The sequence below is a fragment of the Microbacterium sp. STN6 genome, from assembly GCF_026410545.1.
Classification (GTDB): domain Bacteria; phylum Actinomycetota; class Actinomycetes; order Actinomycetales; family Microbacteriaceae; genus Root112D2.
Map to the genome: position 1 here is coordinate 604,452 of NZ_JAPMIT010000003.1, position 22,741 is coordinate 627,192.

At 69.0% G+C, this 22,741-nt stretch carries 19 protein-coding genes; 14 read left to right on the forward strand and 5 right to left on the reverse strand.

Annotation, left to right across the window (positions count from 1 at the left end):
- Window positions 1–41 precede the first annotated feature (41 nt).
- Window positions 42–710, reverse strand: coding sequence for a YczE/YyaS/YitT family protein (locus OSC27_RS11960; RefSeq protein ID WP_267181671.1), 669 nt, complete (start codon window positions 708–710; stop codon window positions 42–44).
- A gap of 62 nt (window positions 711–772) precedes the next feature.
- On the opposite strand from OSC27_RS11960, the gene OSC27_RS11965 reads away from it, so the two are divergent.
- Together OSC27_RS11965 and OSC27_RS11970 are read left to right on the forward strand one after the other, a co-directional pair.
- Window positions 773–2,212 carry a PLP-dependent aminotransferase family protein gene (locus OSC27_RS11965; RefSeq protein WP_267181672.1) on the forward strand — a complete coding sequence of 480 codons (1,440 nt, stop codon included), beginning with the start codon at window positions 773–775 and terminating at the stop codon, window positions 2,210–2,212.
- 50 nt (window positions 2,213–2,262) lie between these two features.
- Window positions 2,263–5,352, forward strand: coding sequence for an efflux RND transporter permease subunit (locus OSC27_RS11970; RefSeq protein WP_267181673.1), 3,090 nt, complete (start codon window positions 2,263–2,265; stop codon window positions 5,350–5,352).
- Window positions 5,353–5,361: 9 nt separating this feature from the next.
- On the opposite strand, the gene OSC27_RS11975 is transcribed toward OSC27_RS11970, so the two are convergent.
- Complete coding sequence (locus OSC27_RS11975; protein WP_267181674.1) at window positions 5,362–6,444, reverse strand: alpha/beta hydrolase; 1,083 nt, start codon at window positions 6,442–6,444, stop codon at window positions 5,362–5,364.
- Window positions 6,445–6,596: 152 nt separating this feature from the next.
- Between OSC27_RS11975 and OSC27_RS11980 the strand changes: the two genes are divergently transcribed.
- Complete coding sequence (locus tag OSC27_RS11980) at window positions 6,597–7,088, forward strand: NUDIX hydrolase (RefSeq protein ID WP_267181675.1); 492 nt, start codon at window positions 6,597–6,599, stop codon at window positions 7,086–7,088.
- Window positions 7,089–7,363: 275 nt separating this feature from the next.
- The gene (locus tag OSC27_RS11985) at window positions 7,364–9,523 is read left to right on the forward strand and encodes a DEAD/DEAH box helicase (RefSeq protein ID WP_267181676.1); all 2,160 of its coding nucleotides are present in this window, start codon (window positions 7,364–7,366) and stop codon (window positions 9,521–9,523) included.
- A 144-nt stretch (window positions 9,524–9,667) separates the two neighbouring features.
- On the opposite strand, the gene OSC27_RS11990 is transcribed toward OSC27_RS11985, so the two are convergent.
- Window positions 9,668–10,018, reverse strand: coding sequence for an ArsR/SmtB family transcription factor (locus OSC27_RS11990; RefSeq protein WP_267181677.1), 351 nt, complete (start codon window positions 10,016–10,018; stop codon window positions 9,668–9,670).
- 86 nt (window positions 10,019–10,104) lie between these two features.
- Between OSC27_RS11990 and OSC27_RS11995 the strand changes: the two genes are divergently transcribed.
- Window positions 10,105–11,412 carry an NAD(P)-binding domain-containing protein gene (locus tag OSC27_RS11995; RefSeq protein WP_267181678.1) on the forward strand — a complete coding sequence of 436 codons (1,308 nt, stop codon included), beginning with the start codon at window positions 10,105–10,107 and terminating at the stop codon, window positions 11,410–11,412.
- A 17-nt stretch (window positions 11,413–11,429) separates the two neighbouring features.
- Window positions 11,430–11,849 carry an arsenate reductase ArsC gene (locus OSC27_RS12000; RefSeq protein WP_267181748.1) on the forward strand — a complete coding sequence of 140 codons (420 nt, stop codon included), beginning with the start codon at window positions 11,430–11,432 and terminating at the stop codon, window positions 11,847–11,849.
- Here OSC27_RS12000 and OSC27_RS12005 read toward each other — a convergent pair.
- Entirely contained in the window at window positions 11,846–12,553 is a 708-nt protein-coding gene (locus tag OSC27_RS12005; RefSeq protein WP_267181679.1) for a TetR/AcrR family transcriptional regulator, read from the reverse strand. The two genes, OSC27_RS12000 and OSC27_RS12005, sit on opposite strands and share 4 nt — an antisense overlap.
- A 178-nt stretch (window positions 12,554–12,731) precedes the next feature.
- Here OSC27_RS12005 and OSC27_RS12010 point away from each other — a divergent pair, with 178 nt between their 5' ends.
- From OSC27_RS12010 to OSC27_RS12045, 8 genes are all read left to right on the forward strand, one after another.
- Window positions 12,732–15,293: a beta-glucosidase family protein gene (locus OSC27_RS12010; RefSeq protein ID WP_267181680.1), complete on the forward strand. Its 2,562-nt coding sequence runs from the start codon at window positions 12,732–12,734 to the stop codon at window positions 15,291–15,293.
- A 39-nt stretch (window positions 15,294–15,332) separates the two neighbouring features.
- Window positions 15,333–16,991, forward strand: coding sequence for an ABC transporter substrate-binding protein (locus OSC27_RS12015; protein WP_267181681.1), 1,659 nt, complete (start codon window positions 15,333–15,335; stop codon window positions 16,989–16,991).
- Window positions 16,992–17,079: 88 nt separating this feature from the next.
- The gene (locus OSC27_RS12020) at window positions 17,080–18,132 is read left to right on the forward strand and encodes an ABC transporter ATP-binding protein (protein WP_267181682.1); all 1,053 of its coding nucleotides are present in this window, start codon (window positions 17,080–17,082) and stop codon (window positions 18,130–18,132) included.
- Window positions 18,129–19,109 carry an ABC transporter permease gene (locus OSC27_RS12025; RefSeq protein ID WP_267181683.1) on the forward strand — a complete coding sequence of 327 codons (981 nt, stop codon included), beginning with the start codon at window positions 18,129–18,131 and terminating at the stop codon, window positions 19,107–19,109. Before OSC27_RS12020 ends, OSC27_RS12025 begins: the two co-directional genes overlap by 4 nt.
- A gap of 3 nt (window positions 19,110–19,112) precedes the next feature.
- Complete coding sequence (locus tag OSC27_RS12030) at window positions 19,113–20,186, forward strand: ABC transporter permease (RefSeq protein ID WP_267181684.1); 1,074 nt, start codon at window positions 19,113–19,115, stop codon at window positions 20,184–20,186.
- Window positions 20,183–21,268 carry an ABC transporter ATP-binding protein gene (locus OSC27_RS12035; protein ID WP_267181685.1) on the forward strand — a complete coding sequence of 362 codons (1,086 nt, stop codon included), beginning with the start codon at window positions 20,183–20,185 and terminating at the stop codon, window positions 21,266–21,268. Before OSC27_RS12030 ends, OSC27_RS12035 begins: the two co-directional genes overlap by 4 nt.
- Before the next feature lie 146 nt (window positions 21,269–21,414).
- Window positions 21,415–21,873: a carboxymuconolactone decarboxylase family protein gene (locus OSC27_RS12040; RefSeq protein ID WP_267181686.1), complete on the forward strand. Its 459-nt coding sequence runs from the start codon at window positions 21,415–21,417 to the stop codon at window positions 21,871–21,873.
- Entirely contained in the window at window positions 21,870–22,199 is a 330-nt protein-coding gene (locus OSC27_RS12045) for a cupin domain-containing protein (RefSeq protein ID WP_267181687.1), read from the forward strand. The genes OSC27_RS12040 and OSC27_RS12045 overlap by 4 nt, the downstream gene beginning before the upstream one ends.
- Before the next feature lie 43 nt (window positions 22,200–22,242).
- Here OSC27_RS12045 and OSC27_RS12050 read toward each other — a convergent pair whose 3' ends face one another.
- Window positions 22,243–22,686, reverse strand: coding sequence for a MarR family winged helix-turn-helix transcriptional regulator (locus OSC27_RS12050; RefSeq protein WP_267181688.1), 444 nt, complete (start codon window positions 22,684–22,686; stop codon window positions 22,243–22,245).
- Between the last annotated feature and the right edge of the window lie 55 nt (window positions 22,687–22,741).

Sequence of the window (22,741 nt, forward strand, 5' to 3'; positions counted from 1 at the left end):
CATCTATCACGCCGAACCGGGATCGGAGACGGCCGGGCTGCTCACGCTGCTGGGTTCGCTCGACGCCTCCGGCCCTCGCGAGCCTCGGGCAACGGGGCGCCGGGAGTGCCCGCCTCCTGAGCCGGGAGGCGCAGAGCGAACAGCGGCAGGCTCCAGTGGCACAGCGGGCCGATGAGCAACGCGAACGCGAGTGTGCCGAAGCCGACGTTCCCGCCAAGCGCCCAGCCGATGGCGAGCACCGTCAGCTCGATCGCGGTGCGCACCATCCAGATGGGTCGGCCGGTGCGCTGGTGCAGCCCCGTCATCAGGCCGTCGCGGGGGCCTGGCCCGAGCTGGGGGCCAATGTAGAGGCCCGTTGCGAGGCCGAGCAGCAGAAGCCCGCCGGCGAACAGCAGGATGCGCAGCCACAGCGCGTCGGGAGCCGGAATCACCGCGAGGCCCAACTGGGCGCTCGGCCCGATGAGAAGGGCGTTGAGGATCGTGCCGAGGCCGGGCCGCTGACGCAACGGGATCCAGAGCAGCAGCACCGCGAGTCCGATGATGTTCGTCATCAGCCCGAACGCGATGCCGGTGTGCAGCGCAAGGCCCTGCGTCAGCACATCCCACGGATCAAGGCCCACGGCGGCCTGCACCATGGCGCTGATCGCGATGCCGTAGAGAAAGAGCCCGAGGAGCAACTGCAGCAGGCGCCGGCCGAATCGAAATCTCACGGGAACAATCCAATTTCAGAAGTGGACTCCTATCAAGAGGCCAATCTCAGTAGAGTGGACTTATGTCGGTCTCGTCGCTTTCCGCCCGCGCGCTCGATTCACTGCTCGGCGAGTGGCGCTCGACGGGCACGGTCTACGAGGCGCTGGCCGACCGCATCCGCCTTCTCGTTCTCGACGGCCGCGTGGCCGTCGGCACGAGGCTGCCCGCCGAACGCGACCTGGCGGGGAAGCTGCAAGTGAGCCGCACCACCGTGGCCGCCGCGTATCGGCGGCTTCGCGAGCTCGGCTTCGCCGACAGCGTGCGCGGCTCCGGCACCCAGACGCGGATGCCGGCGGCCGGGCGCGCGCAACAGCCTGAGCCGGCGGGCGCACCACTCGACTTCACCAAGGCGGCGCTGCCGGCACCGAGCGCGCTGGCCGCCGAGGCGCGGGCCGCCGCGGAGCAGCTGCCGGCGTACCTCGGCGACACCGGCTACGACCCTGTAGGCCTCACCGTGCTGCGGGAGGCCATCGCGCGCCGCTACGAGGAGAGAGGGCTGCCCACCGATCCCGAGCAGATTCTGGTCACGGTCGGCGCCCAGCAGGCGATCGTGCTCGTCGCCCGCACGTTCCTCACCCGCGGTGACCGGGCGATCATCGAGGCGCCGACGTATCCGCACGCCTACGAAGCGCTGCACGCTGCCGGCGCGCGGCTCGTCGGGGTGCCGGTGACGACCGACTCGCCCGACGGCTGGGATATGCCCGCGCTCGAATCCGCGATTCGCCGCACGAGCCCCGCGCTCGCCTACGTCATGCCGGACTTCCAGAACCCGACGGGTCGCACGATGTCACCGGAGCAGCGCGAGCGGCTGATCGATGCGGCGGCGAGCCGGGGCACCCTCGTCGTGGCGGACGAAACGCCGGCCGAACTCGACATCGACCGGCCGAGCTGCCCGAAACCGCTGACCGCCTATGCGGGCGGCCAGCAGGCATCCGTGCTGCTGATCGGCTCGGCGAGCAAGACCATGTGGGGCGGCCTGCGCGTGGGGTGGATCCGGGCGGAACGCCCGGTCATCCGTCAGCTGGCCATTGTTCGGGCGGGCATCGACCTGGGCACGCCGATCCTCGAACAGCTGCTGACCGCGCGCCTGCTGCCCCGGCTCGACGAGATCCTCGCCGAGCGGCGTGATGCGCTCGCCGCGGGCCGCGCCGCGGTGTGCAACCAGCTCGCCGCCCGGTTTCCCGACTGGCACGTGCCTCGCATCGAGGGCGGGCTCGCCGCGTGGGTCAACATCGGCGCGCCCGTGAGCTCGCAGCTGGTGCTGGCGGCGCGCGCGCACGGGCTGCTCATCACGGCGGGGCCCCGCTTCGGCATCGACGGCGCCTTCGAGCGTTACCTGAGGGTGCCGATCATGCGCACGCCTGGCGAGGTGGAGCGTGCCGTCGACGCGCTGGCCCTCGCCTGGCCGAACGTCATCGGGCGCCGCGTTCCCGAGGCGGCCGCACTCGGCGCGGTCGTCTGAAGCTGGGGACTGCTCAGCTTTCTGCACACACTGCAATGCGATAATCGCGTGTGCACTTTCTTGCCGTCCTCAGCATGAAGAACCGCGCTCTCATCGCGCTCGTCACCATCGTCGTGGCCGTGTTCGGCTCTCTCGCACTCACCAGCCTCAAGCAGGAGCTGGCGCCCTCCATCCAGTTCCCGCAGCTCGCCATCGTCACGAGCTACCCCGGCGCATCCCCGGAGGTCGTCAACAACGACGTCTCGACGCCCGTGGAGGCCGCCATCCAGGGCGTGCCAGACCTGGACAGCACGTCGGCGGTCAGCAGCACCAACCAGTCGCTCATCACGGTCAAGTTCACGTACGGCACCAACCTCGCCACCGCCGAGCAGAAGCTCGACCAGGCCATCAACCGCATCAAGTCGACCCTGCCAGACGGGGTCGAGCCGCAGGTTCTCAGCGGCAGCATCGACGACCTGCCCGTCATCCAGGTGGCCGTCACGAGCGGCGAACAGACGAAGCAGCTCGCGGATCGGCTGAACCGCCTCGCCCTGCCCGAGCTGAAGAAGGTCGACGGCGTCAACGACGCGCAGCTCATCGGCGCCGCGGGGCAGCGCGTCACCATCGTTCCGGATGCGCAGAAGCTGGCAGCATCCGGGCTTTCGACGGCGGCGATCAGAACCGCGCTCACCCAGAACGGCGTGCTGGTGCCCGGCGGCCAGATCACGGAAGACGGCAAGACCCTCTCGGTGCAATCGGGGGCGCAGCTGCACTCGGTGAAGGACATCGCACTGCTGCCGCTCGCCCCCGGAATCACCATGGGCGACGTCGCGAAGGTCTCCCTGACCGACGACCCGAAGACCTCGCTCAGCCGGGTCGACGGCAGGCCCGCCCTGACGATCGCCGTCACCAAGCTGCCGAGCGCCAACACCGTCGACGTGTCGAAGGCGGTGACCGCGAAGCTGAGCGACCTGAGGCAGAAGGTGGGCCACGGCGCTACCTTCGACGTCGTCTTCGATCAGGCGCCGTTCATTGAGCAGTCCATCGACTCGCTCGCCGAGGAAGGCCTGCTCGGGCTTGGCTTCGCCGTTCTCGTGATCCTCATCTTCCTGCTCTCGGTGCGCTCGACCATCGTCACCGCCATCTCGATCCCGACGAGCGTGCTCATCACGTTCATCGGCATGCAGGCCACCGGCTACACGCTCAACATCATCACGCTTGGCGCGCTGACGATCGCGATCGGGCGCGTGGTGGACGACTCCATCGTCGTGATCGAGAACATCAAGCGGCACCTTGTCGCCGGCGCCGACCGGGCGTCGACCGTGGTGCGGGCGGTGCGCGAGGTTGCCGGGGCGATCACGGCATCCACCATCACCACCGTGGCCGTGTTCCTGCCCATCAGCTTCGTCGGCGACGTGACGGGCGAGCTGTTCCGGCCGTTCGCGCTCACCGTGACGATGGCCCTACTGGCGTCGCTGCTCGTCGCGCTCACGATCGTGCCGGTGCTCGCGTACTGGTTCCTGCGCGCGCCTCGCGCGCGCAAGCACGAGGAGCTCTCAGGTGCAGAGTTCGTCACCGACGTCGAGGCCACTCCCGCGCACGATGAGCTCGAGCATCCGTCACGCCTGCAGCGCGGCTACCTGCCCATCATCCACTGGACCCTGAAGCACTCGGCCGTCACCGTGATCATCGCGGTGCTCGTGCTCGGCGGAACCATCGCGCTCGTGCCGCTCATGAAGACGAACTTCCTCGGCAGCGAGGGGCAGAACACGCTGAGCCTCAGCCAGAAGGTGGCGCCGGGAACGAGCCTTGAGGCCATGGATGCCGCAGCGAAACCCATCGAGAAGAAGCTGCAGTCGACCAAGGGCGTCAAGACCGTGCAGGTCTCGATCGGTTCGAGCGGAAGCGCGTTGCGTGACGCGTTCACCGGCGGCGGCCAGGGCTCGATCAGCTACTCGGTGACGACCGACAAGAGCGCCGACCAGCTCGCCCTGCAGAACCGCATCGAGACGGAGCTGAAGAGCACCCCCGGTGGCAAGGACGTCACGGTGTCGTCATCGAGCGGCTTCGGCGCGTCGAGCGACATCGAGATCGACGTCACGGCCACCTCGCGAGCCGCTCTCACCACGGCGACGGATGCGATTGATCATGCCGTCAGCCGCCTCGACTCGATCAAGCAGACCTCGAGCAACCTCAGCGCATCCCTGCCGTTCATCCAGGTGGCGGTCGACCGCGAGGCTGCCGCGGCGAGCGGGCTGAGCGAGGTGCAGGTGGGGCGCATCGTCTCGCAGGCCATGCAGCCCACCGCGGTCGGCTCGGTGGCGATCGACGAGAGCACGCTGAAGATCTACATCGAGAACCCGGATGCGCCGACCACCGTCGACGCCCTGCGAACCCTGCCGATCCCGACCGCACGCGGGCCGGTCGCGCTCGACACGCTCGCCACCGTGAAGACCACGAAGGGGCCGGCGACCGTCACGACCCAGAAGGGGCTGCGCAGCGCCGCCATCTCGGCGACGCCCGCGACCGACAACCTCACGGTCGCCAACGCGGACGTGCAGAAGGCGCTTGACGAGACCAGCCTGCCTGCCGGCGCCACCGCGACGATCGGGGGAGTGTCGGCGAGCCAGTCGAGCGCCTTCTCTCAGCTGGGTGTCGCGCTGCTCGCGGCCATCCTGATCGTGTACATCGTGATGGTGGCGACGTTCCGGTCGTTGCGGCAGCCACTGCTGCTGCTCGTGTCGATCCCGTTCGCGGCGACGGGCGCGCTTGTGCTGCAGATTCTCTCGGGCATCCCGCTCGGCGTGGCCTCGCTCATCGGCGTGCTCATGCTCATCGGCATCGTGGTGACGAACGCGATCGTGCTCGTCGACCTCGTGAACCAGTACCGGCGCCGGGGCATGAGTGTGCCGGATGCGGTGGCACACGGGGCATCCAGGCGACTCCGGCCCATCCTCATGACGGCCCTCGCCACCATCTTCGCGCTGCTGCCGATGGCCATCGGGGTGACGGGCCACGGCGGGTTCATCTCGCAGCCGCTCGCCCTCGTCGTGATCGGCGGCCTGGTGTCGTCGACGCTGCTGACGCTCATCGTGCTGCCGACGCTCTACAACCTCGTCGAGGGCGCCCGCGAGCGCCGCGCCGCCCGCACCGCGGGTTAGGAGCGCGCGCTAGCCCAGTTCCCGGTGCAGGAACGCCGCGATGTCGGTGCGCATCGCCTCGCTCAGAATTTCGATCGAGTGGCCGTGCCCCGGCACCGTCGTGACGCTGTGCCGCACGCCCGCGGCCTCGAGCGCCGCAGCGAACGCGTCGCCCTGCTCCCGCGGAATCAGCTCGTTCGACGACTGCGCGATGAACACGGGCGGGTCGCTCGGGTCGACGTCGTAGACGGCCGACGCCGCTCGGGCCTGCGGGCACGCGTCGAAGGCCGTGCACCCGAGGTAGGCGAGCTCGATTCGCGGCACATACGGCACCGGATGCCCCAGTCGCTGCCCTGCCGCGGTCAGGTCGATGGGGCCCGAGAGATCGACGACGGCGCTGACGCGGTCGCCGCTCGTCGTCGGCCCGCTGCCGCGCATGCCGACTAGTGAGGCGATGCTGGCACCGGCCGAGCCGCCGAGAATGCCGACGCGCGCGGGGTCGATGCCGAAGCGGGCGGCGTTCGCCGGCTCGCGCACCCAGCGCACCGCCTGCGTCACGTCGTCGACGGCCGCCGGGAAGATCGCGTGCGGCACGAGCCGGTAGTCGACCGAATAGGTCACGAAGCCCGCAGACGCCAGCCACTCGCAGACCGCCCGCCAGTTCGCGCCGGCCTTGTCGCCCATGGTCCAGCTGCCGCCGTGTACCGAGATCACGGCGGGGGCAGGGCCGGCCGACTCGGTTCCGGGCGTCGGTGGCGGCGGCGCGCATACGTCGAGCAGCAGCGGCTGCCCATCCGCCGTGCCGTATTCGACGTTCGCCGTGACGTGCACGCCGGGCGCGACGGGCGCGCTGAGGATCGCGTTCTTGGGCTGCTCGGCGCCAGCCGCAGTGAGGCGGCCCTCCGCGCCCGCGGCGACGGCACCGGAGGTGGCGGCGGCGTGGCATCCGCTGAGCGCTGTGGCAACGAGCATGGCTGCCGCCAGCGCTACGGATGCGCCGCGCACTGCTCCGCCCGCGCCTCGTCGGGCGTGACTGCGCATCCCTCGGCCGCGCGGCGTCTCGGCAGCCGCGTCGTCGGCACGACGATGCGGGGCGAGCGGGCGGGGTGTCACGGGGGTCCTTCGGGCGGGGCGGGGCGTCTGCCGCGGCGGCCGCCGGCCTTCGTGGAGAACGTGAGATGAGGCTAGATCACGATGGGGCGCGATGCCAAGTGCCGCCGTGCCCCCGGTTGGGGTGGCGAGTCGCGCCCACCTAGGCTCGTCGTATGCCGACCCCCGAGTACATCGTGTCGCTGCGCGAGAAGATCGGTCACGACCCGCTGTGGCTGACCGGCGTCACCGCCGTCGTGCTGCGAGGCTCGGGCGCGTCGGCGGAGGTGCTGCTCGTGCGTGGCCGCGAGACCGACGCCTGGAGTCCCGTCACCGGCATCAGCGAGCCCGGCGAGGAGCCGGCGGTGACCGCCGAGCGCGAGGTCCTCGAGGAGGCCGGCATCGTCGCGGTCGCCGAGAGCCTCGTGTGGGTGCACGTGATGGAGCCCGTCGTGTACGGCAACGGCGACCGGTGCCAGTTCCTCGACCTGGTGTTCCGCTGCCGCTACGTCTCGGGCGAGGCGCGGGTCGGCGACGACGAGAACAGCGATGTGCGCTGGTTCCCGCTCGACGCTCTGCCCGAGCTGCCGAGCTCGCACCCTGAGCGCATCCGTCTCTCCATAGCGGATGCGGCGGCTGGCGCCGCCTCCACCCGCTTCGAGCGCTGAGTGCATCCGCTCCCTGCGGAATCCGGCTTCAAGGCGCGCTTTCAGGCGGTATCGGGTAATGTAGCCAAGTCGGCTCTTGACACCGCGCTGTGCGTGGATGGGTTTGTAAGTCAGGTGGGCCGGTTTCGTGGAAGGCGCGAGTACCGCGCCAGTGACCACGAATGATCACTGTATGTGAACGGCCCCGAGCGATGACTGCTGCGGGTTCTTGCAAGGACACGGCACTTCCGCCGTGGGTTCTGCCATGCAATTAAACACAACCCAGAAATATCGCTATGCCCAACTTCAAGAAGACGACAGGCAAGAAGAGCTACGGCGCGAACGCGTCGGGCAACAAGAGCTTCGGCGCGAAGGGCGGCCCCAAGTCGGGTAGCCGCAGCCCCGGACACCGCGGGTTCCGCGCCGACGAGACCGGTGCACCCAAGAAGCAGCGCTGGAACGCCGAGGAGCGCGCCGCTCGCGCCGCCGGCGGCCACAGCACCGACCGCCGCCCCAACTGGGAGCCGCGCGGCACGAACGATCGCCCCGCATACGGAGATCGAGGTGGCCGCGGTGAGCGCAGCTACGGCGACCGCCCGAACCGTGGGGACCGGCCCGCGTATGGCGACCGCCCGAATCGTGGGGAGCGTCCCGCGTATGGTGACCGCCCGAACCGTGGTGACCGGCCCGCGTACGGCGACCGTCCGAATCGAGGCGAGCGCCCGTCATATGGTGACCGTCCGAACCGTGGCGACCGCCCGTCGTATGGTGACCGTCCGAATCGCGACGACCGCGCTCCGCGCCGTGACTACAGCAACGATCGCCCCCAGCGTTCGTACGACGACCGTGGTGACCGCGCTCCGCGTCGCGACTTCGGTAACGACCGTCCGCAGCGCAGCTTCGACCGGGACCGCGCCCCGCGCCGTGACTTCGACAACGACCGCGCTCCCCGTCGTTCATTCGACGACCGTGCTCCGCGTCGCGACTTCGGCGGCGACCGCCCGCAGCGCAGCTTTGACCGCGCCCCGCGTCGCGACTTCGACAACGACCGGCCGCGTCGCGACTTCAGCAACGACCGCCCGCGTCGCGACTTCGACAACGATCGCCCGCGTCGCAACCACGACGACCGCCCCCGCACCGGCGGCAGCGACTCCGCGTTCTACCCGTCGCGCGAAGACAAGCCGCGCTTCACGGCGCAGGACGACGTGGTGCTCGAGCGCCTCGAGGCCGAGGCGATCGAGGCATCCGATGTCGAGGGTGTGAGCTTCGGCGACCTCGGTCTCGGTGGCAACATCGTGCGCGCGCTCGCCGACCTCGGCGCCGCCAGCCCGTTCCCGATTCAGGCGGCGACGATCCCCGATGTTCTCGCCGGCAAGGACGTGCTCGGCCGCGGCCGCACCGGCAGCGGCAAGACCATCGCGTTCGGCGCCCCCCTGGTCGAGCGTCTCATGGCGCTGTGGGCTGCACAGGGCAAATCCGGCGGAAAGCGCCAGCTGGGCCGCAAACCGCGCGCCCTCATCCTGGCCCCGACGCGCGAGCTCGCTCTGCAGATCGACCGCACCGTGCAGCCGATCGCGCGTAGCGTCGGCCTGTTCACGACGCAGATCTACGGCGGCGTTCCGCAGCACCGCCAGGTGGGCGCCCTGCAGCGCGGCGTCGACATCGTGATCGGCACCCCCGGCCGCATCGAGGACCTCATCGAACAGGGCCGCCTCGACCTCAGCGAGGTCGTCATCACGGTTCTCGACGAGGCCGACCACATGTGCGATCTCGGGTTCCTCGAGCCGGTGCAGCGCATCCTTCGCCACACGGCCGACGGCGGGCAGAAGCTGCTCTTCTCGGCCACCCTGGACAAGGGTGTGGCGCAGCTGGTCGACGAGTTCCTGCCGAGCCCGGCGGTGCACGAGGTCGCGGGCGAAGACCAGGCGTCTTCGACCATCGACCACCACGTTCTCGTGGTCGAGCACCGCGACAAGGCCGCGATCATCGAGCAGCTGGCCGACCGTGAGGGCAAGACGCTGATCTTCTCCCGCACACGCGCCTACGCCGAGCAGCTCGCCGACCAGCTGGAAGACGCCGGCGTGCGTTCAACGAGCCTGCACGGCGACCTCAACCAGTCTCGCCGCACGCGCAACCTGGCGCTGCTGACGAGCGGACGGGTGCGCGTTCTGGTCGCGACGGATGTCGCCGCGCGCGGCATCCATGTCGATGACATCGATCTCGTGATCCAGGCCGACGCCCCCGACGAGTACAAGACGTACCTGCACCGCGCCGGCCGCACGGGCCGCGCAGGCAAGCCGGGCACCGTCGTCACCCTGATCCCGAAGCAGCGCCGCCGCCGCATGGACGACATGCTCGGTCGCGCCGAGATCGAGGCCGTCTACGCGAACGCGTACCCGGGCGACCAGATTCTCAGCGACCTGGGTGCCGCCGACGAGGCGCCCGAGCAGGCGTAACAGGCTGGCTCAAGCGGAGGCGCCCGAGCATTCGCGCTCGGGTTGCACCGCAGGAACGAAAACCACGGATGCGGGCGCTCACCTTCACGGTGAGCGCCCGTTTTCGCGCTCGGGGTGAGCGATTCTGCGCCGTAAACGCCTAGTTCATACGGTGGCGAGAAGCTGCGAGACCCGATCGAGCGCCCCCGGCACGAGTGCGTAGTACGCCCAGGTGCCTCGCTTCGTACGAGTGAGGTACCCGGCATCCATGAGGATCTTAAGGTGGTGCGAGACAGTGGGCTGGCTGAGCCCGACAGGCCCGGTGAGGTCGCATACGCAGGCTTCCTGGCCAGCGGCGGCCGCGACGATCGAGAGCAGTCGCAGGCGAGTTGGATCAGAGAGCGCCTTGAGCGCAGCCGCCATCGACTCGGCATCCTTCGCGCCCAGCGTCTTCCGCATTGGCGGTGCGCAGCACGAGCCGGCAACGGTCGCGGGCAGCAACTCGGTGTTCCTCATGGATGCCACTCTAGTCTTATATTGACAAACGTCGATGTACCGGCCACACTCAGAGCATCGACAAGCTTCGATGTTTTGGAGGAAGCGTGACTCTCATCGACCTGACCGCCCCGGTCGTGCGAAGCAACCGTCTCGACGGACTGCCGGTCGCGATCATCGGCGCGGGGCCAATCGGCCTGGCCGCCGCCGCCAACCTGGTGGAGCGAGGCATCGACTTCGTCATCTACGAAGCGGGCGGCGTCGCAGACAGCGTCGAGAAGTGGGCGCACATCCGCTTCTTCTCACCGTGGCGGCACTCGACCGATCCGGCATCGCGGCGGCTGTTGGAGGAGACGGAATGGCGCGCCCCGGACCCCAAGGTGCTGCCCACCGGCGCTGAGCTGATCGAGAGCTACCTGCGACCTCTCTCGGAGCTTCCGGCGATCGCCTCGCGCATCCGCACCGGCACGACCGTCAACGCCGTGAGCCGGCAGGGGATGGATCGAACTCGTACGGCGAAGCGCGCCGACACTCCGTTCCTGTTGCGCGTGACGGATGCCGCCGGCGAGGTCAACGAGGTCGTTGCGCGCGCGGTGATCGACGCATCTGGAACCTACCGCAACCCGAACAGCCTTGCCTCCAGCGGCCTCGAACCGCTCGGCCTGCCCGACGTCCTCGACCGCGTCACGCACGCCCTCCCCGACGTCCTCGGCCGTGAGCGCGCTCGTTTCGCAGGCAGGCACACTACTGTCGTCGGTGCTGGGCACTCCGCCGCCAATACGCTGCTGAACCTCGCAGCCTTGCAGCGTGAGGCGCCCAACACGACGATCACGTGGCTCATTCGCAACAGCAGTGCGGTGCGGGTGTCGTCATCGTCGAACGATGAGCTGCCGGCCAGGGCCGCTATCGGCTCTCGAGTTGAGCGGCTGGTCTCCGCGGGGCTGATCGAGCAGGTCGATCGATTCGAAGTCGAGCGACTCGCGCGCACCGCCGAGGGCGTTCGCGTGATCGGCCGCCGCGCCGGAGAGCTCGAGGAACGTGACACCGATGTTGTCGTGAATGCCACCGGCTTTCGCCCGAACGTCGACATGCTGCGCGAGATCCGCCTCGAACTCGACGAGATCGTCGAGGCGCCGAGGCGTCTCGCCCCGTTGATCGACCCGAATCTGCACAGCTGCGGCACAGTGGCGCCCCATGGATTCGGCGAGCTGCAGCAGCCCGAACCGAACTTCTTTCTGGCCGGGATGAAGTCATACGGGCGCGCCTCGACCTTCCTGCTCGCCACCGGCTACGAGCAGGTTCGATCGATCACGGCGTATCTGGCCGGCGACATGGCCGCAGCGACGAACGTGGCGCTCGTGCTTCCCGAGGCCGGCGTGTGCTCGAGCGAGGGCGCTGGCTCGTGCTGCTCCTGAAGGAAGGCGAGGACCAGCTGACGCAGAAGCCCAGCGTGCTCTTCGTGTGCGTGCACAACGCCGGTCGTTCACAGATGGCCGCCGGGTTCATGAAGGCGCTCTCCGGAGGAATGGTCGACGTGCTCTCGGCCGGTTCCGAGCCAAAGGACCAGATCAACCCGATCGCGATCCAGGTGATGGCGGAAGTGGGCGTCGACATCCGACGAGAGGTGCCGAAGGTTCTGACCACGGGCGCCGTCAAGGAGTCTGACGTGGTCATCACGATGGGCTGCGGCGACACGTGCCCGATCTTCCCGGGCAAGCGCTACGAGGATTGGGAGCTCGATGACCCGGCGGGCCTGTCCGCCGAGGAGGTGCGGCCGATCCGCGACGAGATCAAGCAGCGGGTGGAGAGGCTCCTCGCCGAAATCCTGATGGCGTCTCCGACACCCGATTAGGAGGCTTGCGGCTCATCCTGCGCGGCGCCGACGCTGAGCACGCCGTCGACGCGAGCCGAGACAGGCGGGGCAGGCTCGTTCGTCGCCAGCCGCTCGATGAGCTCGTCGAGAACGAGCGCGAGCGTGCGCGGCATGTCCACCGCCTGCGGGTCGAGCAGCCACTGCACCTGCAGGCCGTCCATGACGGCGATGAGGGCGCTCGCGGCGTCACGCACGTCGTCGTCTTCGACCTCGCGGCCCGTCGTCATGCCGATGACACGCTGCAGCTTGATGCGCAGGCCCGCCATGCGGCCGCGGAAGTACTCCTGCGCCGGGTGGCCGTCGGTCACCGACTCGGCAGACAGCACCGCATAGGTCTGCACGACGCCGGGCCTCTTGATGTTGTCGCGCACGGTGTCGGTGAGGTGCGGCAGGAACGCCGGTCCCTCCACCTGCTCGCGCCCGGCCACGCCGGCCATCGCCTCGCCGTCGCGATACTTGAGTACGGCGACCAGGAGCCCCTCTTTGCTGCCGAAGTGGTGCAGCACGCCGGCATGCGTCATGCCCGCCTGCTCGGCGATCTCCGCGAGGGCGGCGTTGTTGTAGCCGCGGGTGCCGAAGACGGTCATGGCCGCCTCGAGGATCTTCACGCGCTTGGCTGCCGTGCGTGCCTGCGGTTTCGCTACCCGATCAGCGGCGGGCACGCTGCGATTCCTCGATGCCATGTGCTGCCTCCTGGGTGCTGGGTGGCGCCGCCGGATTGATCGTACCGCTGAGCGGCATCATCAAATGCTTACAACGCTGTTACCAAAACGTGATCATCAAAACTTACTGACTCGTTTGTAAGTATGTCTATAGTCTGACATGCGGTTCAACGAGGATGCCGCACATTGGAGCAACAGAATGCACGCAGCCACCGATCCGGTCGCGATCGATGACGCAGACCGCAGTCAGCGGCTCACCGGCATCCGCTCGTTGCCCCTCGTTGACCGCGTGCGATTGCTGACCGGTGCCACGCCGTGGGCGCTGCACGGCCTCGATTCTCTCGACCTCGCGCCCGTCGTCGTCTCAGACGGACCGATCGGGGTGCGCGGCGTTGACGAGGAGCTCACGCCCTCGGCACAGCTGCCCAGCCCGTCTGCCGTCGCCGCCACCTGGAACCCGGCACTCGCGGCCCGGCTCGGCACCCTCGTGGCCCGCGAGGCCCGCCGCAAGAACATCGACGTGGTGCTCGCGCCCGTCGTCAACCTGCAGCGAACGCCCGTGGGCGGCCGCCACTTCGAGTGCTTCTCTGAGGACCCGCTGCTGACCGCGCGCATCGCGACCGACTACGTCGCCGCCGCTCAGGCCGAGGGCGTCGGCATGTGCGTAAAGCACTTCGTGGGCAACGAATCCGAGACCGACCGCACGAACTACGTGGCCCGCATCGACGAGCGCACACTGCGCGAGGCGTACCTCGCTCCGTTCGAGACGGTCGTGCACGAGGGCGGGGCGTGGAGCGTCATGGCGGCGTACAACCGCGTCGACGACGGCGTCGAGAGCGCCCCCGCAACCGAGCACCGCCACCTCGTCGTCGACGTGCTGAAGCGCGAATGGGGCTTCGACGGCGTCGTGATCAGCGACTGGCTCGCCACGGGCAGCACGGTCGAGTCGGCCAACGGCGGCCTCGACCTGGTGATGCCCGGCCCCGGCGGCCCCTGGGAGCAGCACCTGCTCGACGCTGTCGAGGCCGGCGAGGTCAGCGAAGACGTGATCGATGAGAAGGTGGAGCGCATCCTCACCCTCGCCCGTCGCGTCGGCGCCATCGGCCGGCCGAGCCTGCCGGTGCCGGGTGTGGGCGACCCGCGCGGCGACGTGCCCGCCGGCCTCTACGAGAGCGCCGAGACCCGCGCCCTGCTGCGCGAGGCGGTCGCCCGCTCCACGGTCGTGCTGCGCAACGACGGCACGCTGCCGCTGAAGCCGGCCGCCGTGCACAGCATCGCCCTCATCGGCCCGAATGCGGTCGAGCCCTTCATCCAGGGCGGCGGCAGCGCGTTCGTGCACGCGCCGTACGCCTCGCTGCCCGCCGAGGCGTTGCGCGACGCGTTGCCGGATGCCGCGCTCACCCTCGTGCGCGGGGGCTCCGGCCGGCGCCACGTCCCGCGCATCGACTCCGGCATGGTCACCACGCCAGACGGCGCCGCCGGCTACGAGCTGGCGCTGTTCGACGTGAACGGCGCCCCGATCGGAGCCCCCGCCGTGGTCGACGGCGGTGAGGACTGGAACCGCCACGTGCCGCTCGAGGCCCGCCGCGCCCGCATCCGCGCCCGCGTTCGCCTGACCGAGACCGGCCACAACCGCCTCGAGGTCGGGCTCTCGGGCGCGCACACCGTGCGCTTCGACGGCGAGGTCGTCTCCGAATCCAGCCGCATCGCCTCATCCGACGTGATCCTCGACTCCTCGGCCAACCATCCCGAGGGGCCCGGCCGCGACTACGAGGTGCGCGAACCCGTCGTCGTCGAGATCGACGCCGACGTGCAGGTCGTCGACGCCGAGGGCTACGGCACCTTCGTGCGTTTCGCCCTGCGGCACGAGGCGACCGCCCTCGACACGGATGGCGAGATCGCCGAGGCGGTCGAGGCGGCGAGGGCCGCCGACGTGGCCATCGTCATCGTTGGCACCAATGAGGAGACCGAGTCAGAGGGCTGGGACCGCACCGATCTCGACCTGCCCGCGCGGCAGAACGAGCTCGTGCGCCGAGTCGCCGAGGCCAACCCCCGCACGGTCGTCGTCGTCAACGCCGGCGGCCCGGTTGAGCTGCCGTGGCTCGACGACGTCGCGGCCGTGCTCTGGTGGTGGCTGCCCGGCCAGGAGGCCGGCAACGGCCTGGCCGATGCCCTGCTCGGCCGCACCGAGCCGAGCGGCCGTCTGCCCTGGACCCTGCCCGCGCACCTCGCCGACTGCCCCGTGCCCGACGCCGTGCCCGTGAACGGCATCGTCGACTACGCCGAGGGCGTGCATGTCGGCCACCGCGGCTGGGACCGCCTGGGCCGCACGCCCGCCCGCGAGTTCGGCTTCGGCCTCGGCTACACCACCTGGGATTTTCGCGAGCTGACCCCCGTCGGCTGGCAGCGCGACGCGCGGCGAGGCGACGAATTCGTCGTCGAGGTCGAGATCGCCAACACGGGCGAGCGCACCGGACGCGCCACCGTGCAGGTCTACCTCGCAGACCCAGCGGATGCCGCACACCGCCCCGTGCGCTGGCTCGCCGGTTTCGGGCAGGCCGACGCTGCACCCGGCCAGGCCACGCGCGTGCGCGTGCGCATCCCTCGCCGCTCGTTTGAAACGTGGGACGTCGCGTCTCACTCCTGGAAGTTCGTCTCGGGCACCTACCGGGTGCATGCGGGGCGTTCGAGTCGTGACCTGCCGCTCGAGGCCATCGTGGACATGGCCGAAGCGGCAGGTCCCGGTGCATCACTGAAATAGGTAAGCGCCCGCGTGGGCTTGACGTGCAAGGAGGCACACATGAAGAACAGAGTGATGGCGAAGATCGCCGTCAGCGTCGCGGCGGTTGCGCTCGCGGCCACCTTCACAGGCTGCTCCAGCTCGGGATCGAGCGGAGGTGGTTCTGAGCATCCGCTCACCATCGGCATGCCGAACGGACCCCAGACCAACAACAGCAACCCGTTCATGGCGACGTCGGCGGCGTCCTCACTCGGGTACGCCTGGGTGATCTACGAACCGCTGACCCAGTGGAACCCCACGCAGCCCGCCAAGGATCCCAAGCCGTGGCTGGCCAAGTCGTGGAAGTGGAACGACGACTTCACGTCGGTCGCCATCACGGCACGAGACGGCGTCAAGTGGTCAGACGGCAAGCCGTTCACGGCCAAGGACATTGCGTACACGCTCAAGCTGATCAAGGACACGCCCGCTCTCAACGGCAATGCGATTCCGTACAAGGACATCTCGGTCAGCGGCGACACCGTGACGGCGACCTTCGACTCGTCGCAGCTGCTCAACCAGACCAAGGTGCTGGGAACGTGGATCGTGCCGGAGCACATCTGGTCGAAGATCTCAGACCCGACGAAGAACACGAACCAGAAGCCCGTCGGCACCGGCCCGTACACGCTGAAAACGTGGAGCCAGCAGGTCGTGACACTCGAGCGCAACAATTCGTACTGGGGCGGTAAGCCGCCGGTGCCCGAGCTTCGCTACACGTCGTACACCGACAACAACGCCCAGCTGACCGCGCTGCTCAGCGGCGCGTCGCAGTGGAGCTACGTGTTCATTCCCGACATCGAGAAGACGTACGTCAGTAAGAGCAAGACCAACAACTCGTACCAGCCCACCGGGCTCGGCATCGACGCGCTCTTCCTGAACACGCAGAAGGCACCGTTCAACAACGTTGCCATGCGTCAGGCCGCCAACATGGTGATCGATCGCGAGGCCGTGCACACGCAGGGCTACTCCGGCTTCAAGGGCCTGGTCGACACCGTGACCGGGCTGCCTTCCCCCGCGGGCGACGCCTTCACGGCGCCCGAGTACAAGGGAAAGAAGGCAACGGTTGATGTCGCGGGCGCCAAGAAGGTGCTGACCGAGGCCGGCTACACCTGGAAGAGCGACAAGCTGATCGACCCGAGCGGCAACCCCGTGAAGGTCACGTTCATCGACCCGGCCGGCTGGTCCGACTACCTGGCATCGCTGCAGATCATGTCTGACAACCTGGCGAAGATCGGCGTCGAATCCTCGGTCGAGACGCCGACCGTGGATTCGTGGACCACCGCGGTCGGCGCCGGTGACTTCCAGGCGACGCTGCACTGGACCAACACCGGGGCCACCCCGTGGGACATCTACTCCAACATCATGGACGGCACGCAGCTCAAGCCACTCGGCGAGGCCGCATCGTGGAACTTCGGCCGGTTCGACAGCCCCCAGGCGACCACGCTGCTCGCCGACTACGCCGTGAACCCGGATGCGTCAGCTCGTCAGGACGACCTGAACAAGATCGAGAAGATCTTCGTGGAGCAGGTGCCGGCCATTCCGATGGCGGCCGGCCCCCTTGGCGCTGAGTTCAGCACCAAGTACTGGACGGGCTGGCCCACGAAGGACAACCCCTACGCGGCCTCCCAGCCCACGCAGGCGAGTGCGCCGATGATCCTGATGAATCTGAAGCCCGTCAAGTAGCACGGCGGCGGATGGGCCCGGCGGCGAATTGGCCGGGCCCATCCGCTCAGCGTGAACAGCATGTCCACACTCGATGCACAGGAGCACCATGAGCACGCTTCACGAGGCCGATGATGTCTCTCGTGGCACCACCTCGCCCGCCGTTCTGAAGGCCGTCGGGCTTACCAAGCACTTCCCCGTTCGCGGGCCGGGTAACAGGGTCGTTCACGCCGTCGAGGGCGTCGACCTCGAGCTGCAGCAGGGCCGCGTGGTCGCGCTCGTCGGGGAATCCGGCTCGGGCAAGTCGACCGTCGCCCGGTTGCTCGCGCAGCTGCTCACCCTCACGAAGGGCGAGATCACGCTCGATGGCACGAGAGTCGACGCGCACTTCGGGCGCAAGTTCCGCCGGTACTGCCGCAACGTGCAGATGATCCTGCAGGATCCCTTCGCCTCGCTCAACCCCATTCACCGGGTGCGCTACGTGCTCACGCGCTCCATCAAGATCCATCACCCCGGAATTCGCCGCGACGAGCGCGAGCAACTGCTTGGCGAACTGCTCACCCGGGTCGACCTGACGCCGCCCGAGCGGTACCTCGAGAAGTTCCCGCACGAGCTCTCCGGCGGCCAGCGGCAGCGCGTCGCCATCGCCCGCGCGCTCGGCGCCAACCCCAGGGTGCTGCTCGCCGACGAGCCCGTCTCGATGCTCGACGTCTCCATTCGCATCGGCGTGCTCAACCTGCTGCGCGACCTGAAGGACCGCCTGAACCTCGCGATCCTCTACATCACGCACGACATCGCCTCGGCCCGCTACTTCGCCGACCGCACGGTCGTGATGTACGCGGGGCAGGTGGTGGAGCGCGGGCCGAGCGAGGACGTGACGCAGCGCCCCGCGCATCCGTACACGCAGCTCCTGATCGCCTCGGCACCCGACGCCGACCTGCTGGGCGAGCGCGCCGAGGGCGAGGCCCGGGGCGAGCCGCCGAGCCTCATCAGCCCGCCGAGCGGATGTCGCTTCCACCCGCGCTGCCCGTTCGCCATGGAGCGCTGCGTCACGACGGCCCCGCCGATCTTCCAGGTCGGCGAGGGGCAAGAGGCCGCGTGCTGGCTCTACGCCGAGGACGCGACCGAGGAGCGCCGCGCCGCATTCGGGGTGAGCGCATGAAGTACTTCCTTCGCCGCGTCGCGTTCTACCTCTTCACGGCCTGGGCCGCGATCACGCTCAACTTCTTCATTCCGCGCATGCTGCCGGGCGACCCCGTGCACTCGCTCATCAACAAGTTCCAGGGCCGCCTGTCGACCGACGCCATCAAGTCGCTCTACGTTCTCTTCGGCCTCGACAAGCACACAACCATCTGGCAGGACTACATCACGTATTGGCAGAACCTGCTGCACGGCGACCTCGGCATCTCATTCACCTATTTCCCGACACCGGTCTCCGAGATTCTCGCGCAGGCTCTGCCCTGGACCCTCGCCCTCGTCGGCTTCTCGACGATCATCGGCTTCGTGCTCGGCACGCTCGCCGGCATCGGGCTGGGCTGGCGGCGCGGCACGTGGGCCGACAACCTGCTGCCGATCGCCAACTTCTTCTCGGCCATCCCATACTTCTGGCTCGGGCTCATCGCCATCTCGGCGCTGGCCGTGACGGTGCAGGTGTTCCCGGCATCCGGCGGCTACGACCCCGCCACCGTGCCGGGCTGGTCGTGGGAGTTCATCAGCGGCGCCATCTACCACGGCACCCTGCCTGCGCTCACCATCATCATCAGCTCCATCTCGGGCTGGATCCTCGGCATGCGCAACATGATGGTCACCGTCTCGAGCGAGGACTACGTGACCGTCGCCCAGGCTAAGGGCCTGCCCGAGCGCAAGGTCATGTTCGGCTATGCCGCGCGCAATGCCGTGCTGCCCAGCATCTCGGGCTTCGCTCTCTCGCTCGGCTTCATCGTGGGCGGCACGCTGGTCGCCGAGATGGTCTTCTCCTACCCCGGCATCGGCTACATGCTGTTCCAGGCCATCGGCTCGAAGGACTACCCGCTCATGCAGGGCGCGTTCCTCGTGGTCACCATCTCGGTGCTCGTGGCCAGCATGATCGCCGACTTCGTGTACGCGTTCCTCGATCCCCGCACGAGAGTGGAGGGCTGAGCCATGTCTGTTCAGGCAGATCCCATTGCATTGACGGATGCCGCATCCGCGACCGTTCAGCCCGGCGGCGGCTCGACCGGGGTGCGCCGCAAGCGGCGCAGCCTCGGCCTGCTGCGCAATCGCAAGGCCCTCATCGGCCTCATCATCCTCGCCGTCTTCCTCGTGCTCGCCGTGATCGGGCCGTGGATCGCGCCGTACGACCCGAACGCGGTGACCAGGCTGTCGCTCGAGCCGCCGTCGGCCGCGCACTGGCTTGGCACGACGAACACGGGGCAGGACATCCTGTCGCAGCTGCTCGTCGGCACCCGCGGCGTCATGGTCGTGGGGCTGCTCGCCGGTATCCTTGCCACCTTCATTTCGGTGGTCGTCGGCGTCACGGCGGGCTTCGTCGGGGGCCTCGGAGACGAGCTGCTTTCGCTGCTGTCGAACGTGTTCCTCATCATCCCGGCGCTGCCGCTCATCATCATCGTGGCGGCGCTCGTGCCCTCGGCCGGCGGACTCACGATCGCGCTCATCATCGCGGCAACCGGCTGGGCGTGGGGATCGCGCGTGCTGCGCGCGCAGACCCTGTCGCTGCGAAAGCGCGACTTCGTGGAGGCGGCGCGCGCCAACGGTGAGCCGATGTGGCGCATCATCTTCTTCGAGATCATGCCCAACCTCACGGCAATCATCGCCTCGGGGTTCATCGGAACCGCCATCTTCGCCATCCTCTCCGAGGTGACGCTGGCGTTCATCGGCGTCACAAGCATCTCGGCGTGGAACTGGGGCACCGTTCTGTTCTGGGCGCAGTCGAGCCAGGCGCTCGTGCTCGGTGCGTGGTGGTGGTTCGTGCCCGCGGGGCTGTGCATCGCCGCGGTAGGCACAGCGCTCACGCTCATCAACTTCGGCATCGATGAGTTCGTCAACCCGCGCCTGCGCAACACGGCGGCCTCGGCGGGCATCCTGCGCAAGAAGAGGATCCGGGCGCGCATCGGGTTCACGCCCGTGTACCGCGGGGCGCCATCCGCTGCCGAAACACGAGACGCGCTGACAACGGCAGACGCGCTCACACCCACAGACCAGGAGGTCGGCGCATGACCATCACGGAGCCCACCATCACCCGGACGGCGACGACGAAGAAGCCGGTGCTCGAGATCCGCGACCTGTCGGTGGACTACGGGTACGACGACGACGCGGTGCACGCGCTGAAGAACGTGAACCTCACGCTGGGCGCGGGCGAGATCCTGGGCCTGGCCGGAGAGAGCGGATGCGGCAAGTCGACCCTCGCGTACGCCGCGACCCGTCTGCTGCCGCCCCCCGGGGTGATCACCGGCGGCGAGGTGCTGTTCACGAGCTCGCGAGACGGGCACGGCGGCGATCTGCTGCGCATGAGCGACCGCGAGCTGCGGGCGCAGCGGTGGCGCGACACGGCCATCGTGTTCCAGGGCTCGATGAACTCGCTGAACCCGGTGTACAAGATCGGCAAGCAGCTGATGGATGGCATCCGGGCGCACGAGAAGATGCCGGCGCACGCCATGCGGGCCCGTGCGGCCGACCTGCTCTCGATGGTGGGCATCTCGAAGGACCGGCTCGACAGCTACCCGCACCAGCTCTCTGGCGGCATGCGCCAGCGGGTGATGATCGCCATGGCCCTCGCGCTCGAGCCCGAGGTCGTGATCATGGACGAGCCGACGACCGCGCTCGACGTGGTCATGCAGCGGCAGATCGTCGAGCAGATCATGGACCTCAAGCGCGACCTCGGGTTCTCCGTCATCTTCATCACGCACGACGTGTCGCTGCTGCTCGAGCTGGCCGACCGCATCGCCATCATGTACGCGGGCAACATCGTCGAGGACGCCGCGAGCAGCGAGGTCTACCACCAGCCGCGGCACCCGTACACGGCCGGGCTGCTGCACTCGTTCCCGCCGCTGCACGGGCCGCGCCGCGAGCTCGGCGGCATCCCGGGGTCGCCGCCCGACCTCATGGCGCTGCCGAGCGGGTGCAACTTCCACCCCCGGTGCCCGTTCGCGTTCGACGCGTGCCCGAAGATCGACCCGGCGCTCGGGCCGACCCTGTACGGCGACGCCGAACCGCACCGGTCGGTGGCCTGTCTGCTGCACGACCCGGCTGTCGGCCCCGGCCGCCTGCCCGACGAGCTGGCCGCCCGCCCCGCTGGTTGAGGAGCCGGCGCAGCCGGCGTCTCGAAACCCGGGCGCGCACGCGCCCGGCATCCTCTCTATCATTTATATTGAGGGGCCGCGAAAGCCGTGCCGGGCGTCGCGTAGGGCGTCGCCGAGGCACCATCGGCCCATCGGAAGGATGCGTAATGACGCAGCAACAGCGGTTGGACATGAATGCCCTGGAGCCTGAGGGGTACCAGGCGGTGCTCGGGATGGAGAAGTTCGTTCGGTCGAGTTCGCTCGAGCCGAGCCTGCGGGAGCTGGTGAAGATTCGCGCGTCGCAACTGAACGGATGCGCGTTCTGCCTCGACATGCACTCCCGTGATGCGGTGGCCGGCGGCGAGACGCCCCGCCGCATCTATGTGCTGTCGGCGTGGCGCGAGGCGCCCGACCTGTTCACCGAGCGCGAGCGGGCCGCGATGGAGCTCACCGAGCGCGTGACGCTCATCGGTGAGGATGGCGTGCCCGAGGATGTGTGGCAGCGCGTTCGCGCCCAATTCGACGAGCACGAGACCGCCCAGCTGATCTTCGCGATCGCCCAGATCAACGTGTGGAACCGGCTCGCGGTCGCCACGCACCAGTCGCTGCCCGAGGTGGGGGAGTGAGCGAGAACGCCATCTACCTCTCGAGCGGGCTCGACGAGCTGCTCGCTCAGGCGCCTATCGACGACGAGCGGCTGAAGCCCAAACGCGTGCTCGACGGGTTCGGCGCTCGCGTGGTGCTGCTCGCCTTCGCCGCTGGGCAGGAGCTGCGTGAGCACTCCGCCCCCGTGCCGATCCTGGTGCAGACGCTTGCCGGGCGCGTGGCATTCGAGGTCGACGGCGCCGAGACCGAGCTGGCCGCGGGCGGCATCGTCAACGTGGCCGCCGGCGTGCGGCATGCCGTGCGCGCGCTCGAACCCAGCCACGTGCTGCTGACGCTGCTCGGGTAACGCTTCCGCCAACGCCAAGGCGCAGAACAGCGGATGCCGCGCCTCACGGCGCGGTCGCGGCGGCCTCCAGCGCGTCGAGGGCTTCCGCGATCGTGCCGACCGCCGCGTCGTCGAGGTGACCGAGCAGCCGGGAGATCCCCTCGGCACGCTCGCTGCGCGCTCGCACGACCGCGTCGATGCCGGCGTCGGTCGCGCGGATGAAGAAGGAGCGGCCGTCATCCGGGTCGGGGCTTCTGGCGATGAGCCCGCGGCCCTCGAGATCGGCGATGACGCGCGTGGCGGTCGGCGCGGCGATGACCTCGAGCCGCGCGAGGTCGCCCGGGCGTAGCGGCCCCAGGCGCACGATGCTCGAGAGCGCCGAGAGCATGCCGTGGCTGAGCCCGTCGCCTCGCGGGCGGATGCGGCGGTTCAGGCGCCCCACGGCGACCGCGAGCCGGCTCGCGACCTCCACGCGCACCGGGTCGGCTTTCTCGCTCTCGGATTCCACGTGTCTCGGCTCCTGCTCATGACGTCACGGTCACGATCGAGTCTGACACAGCAGC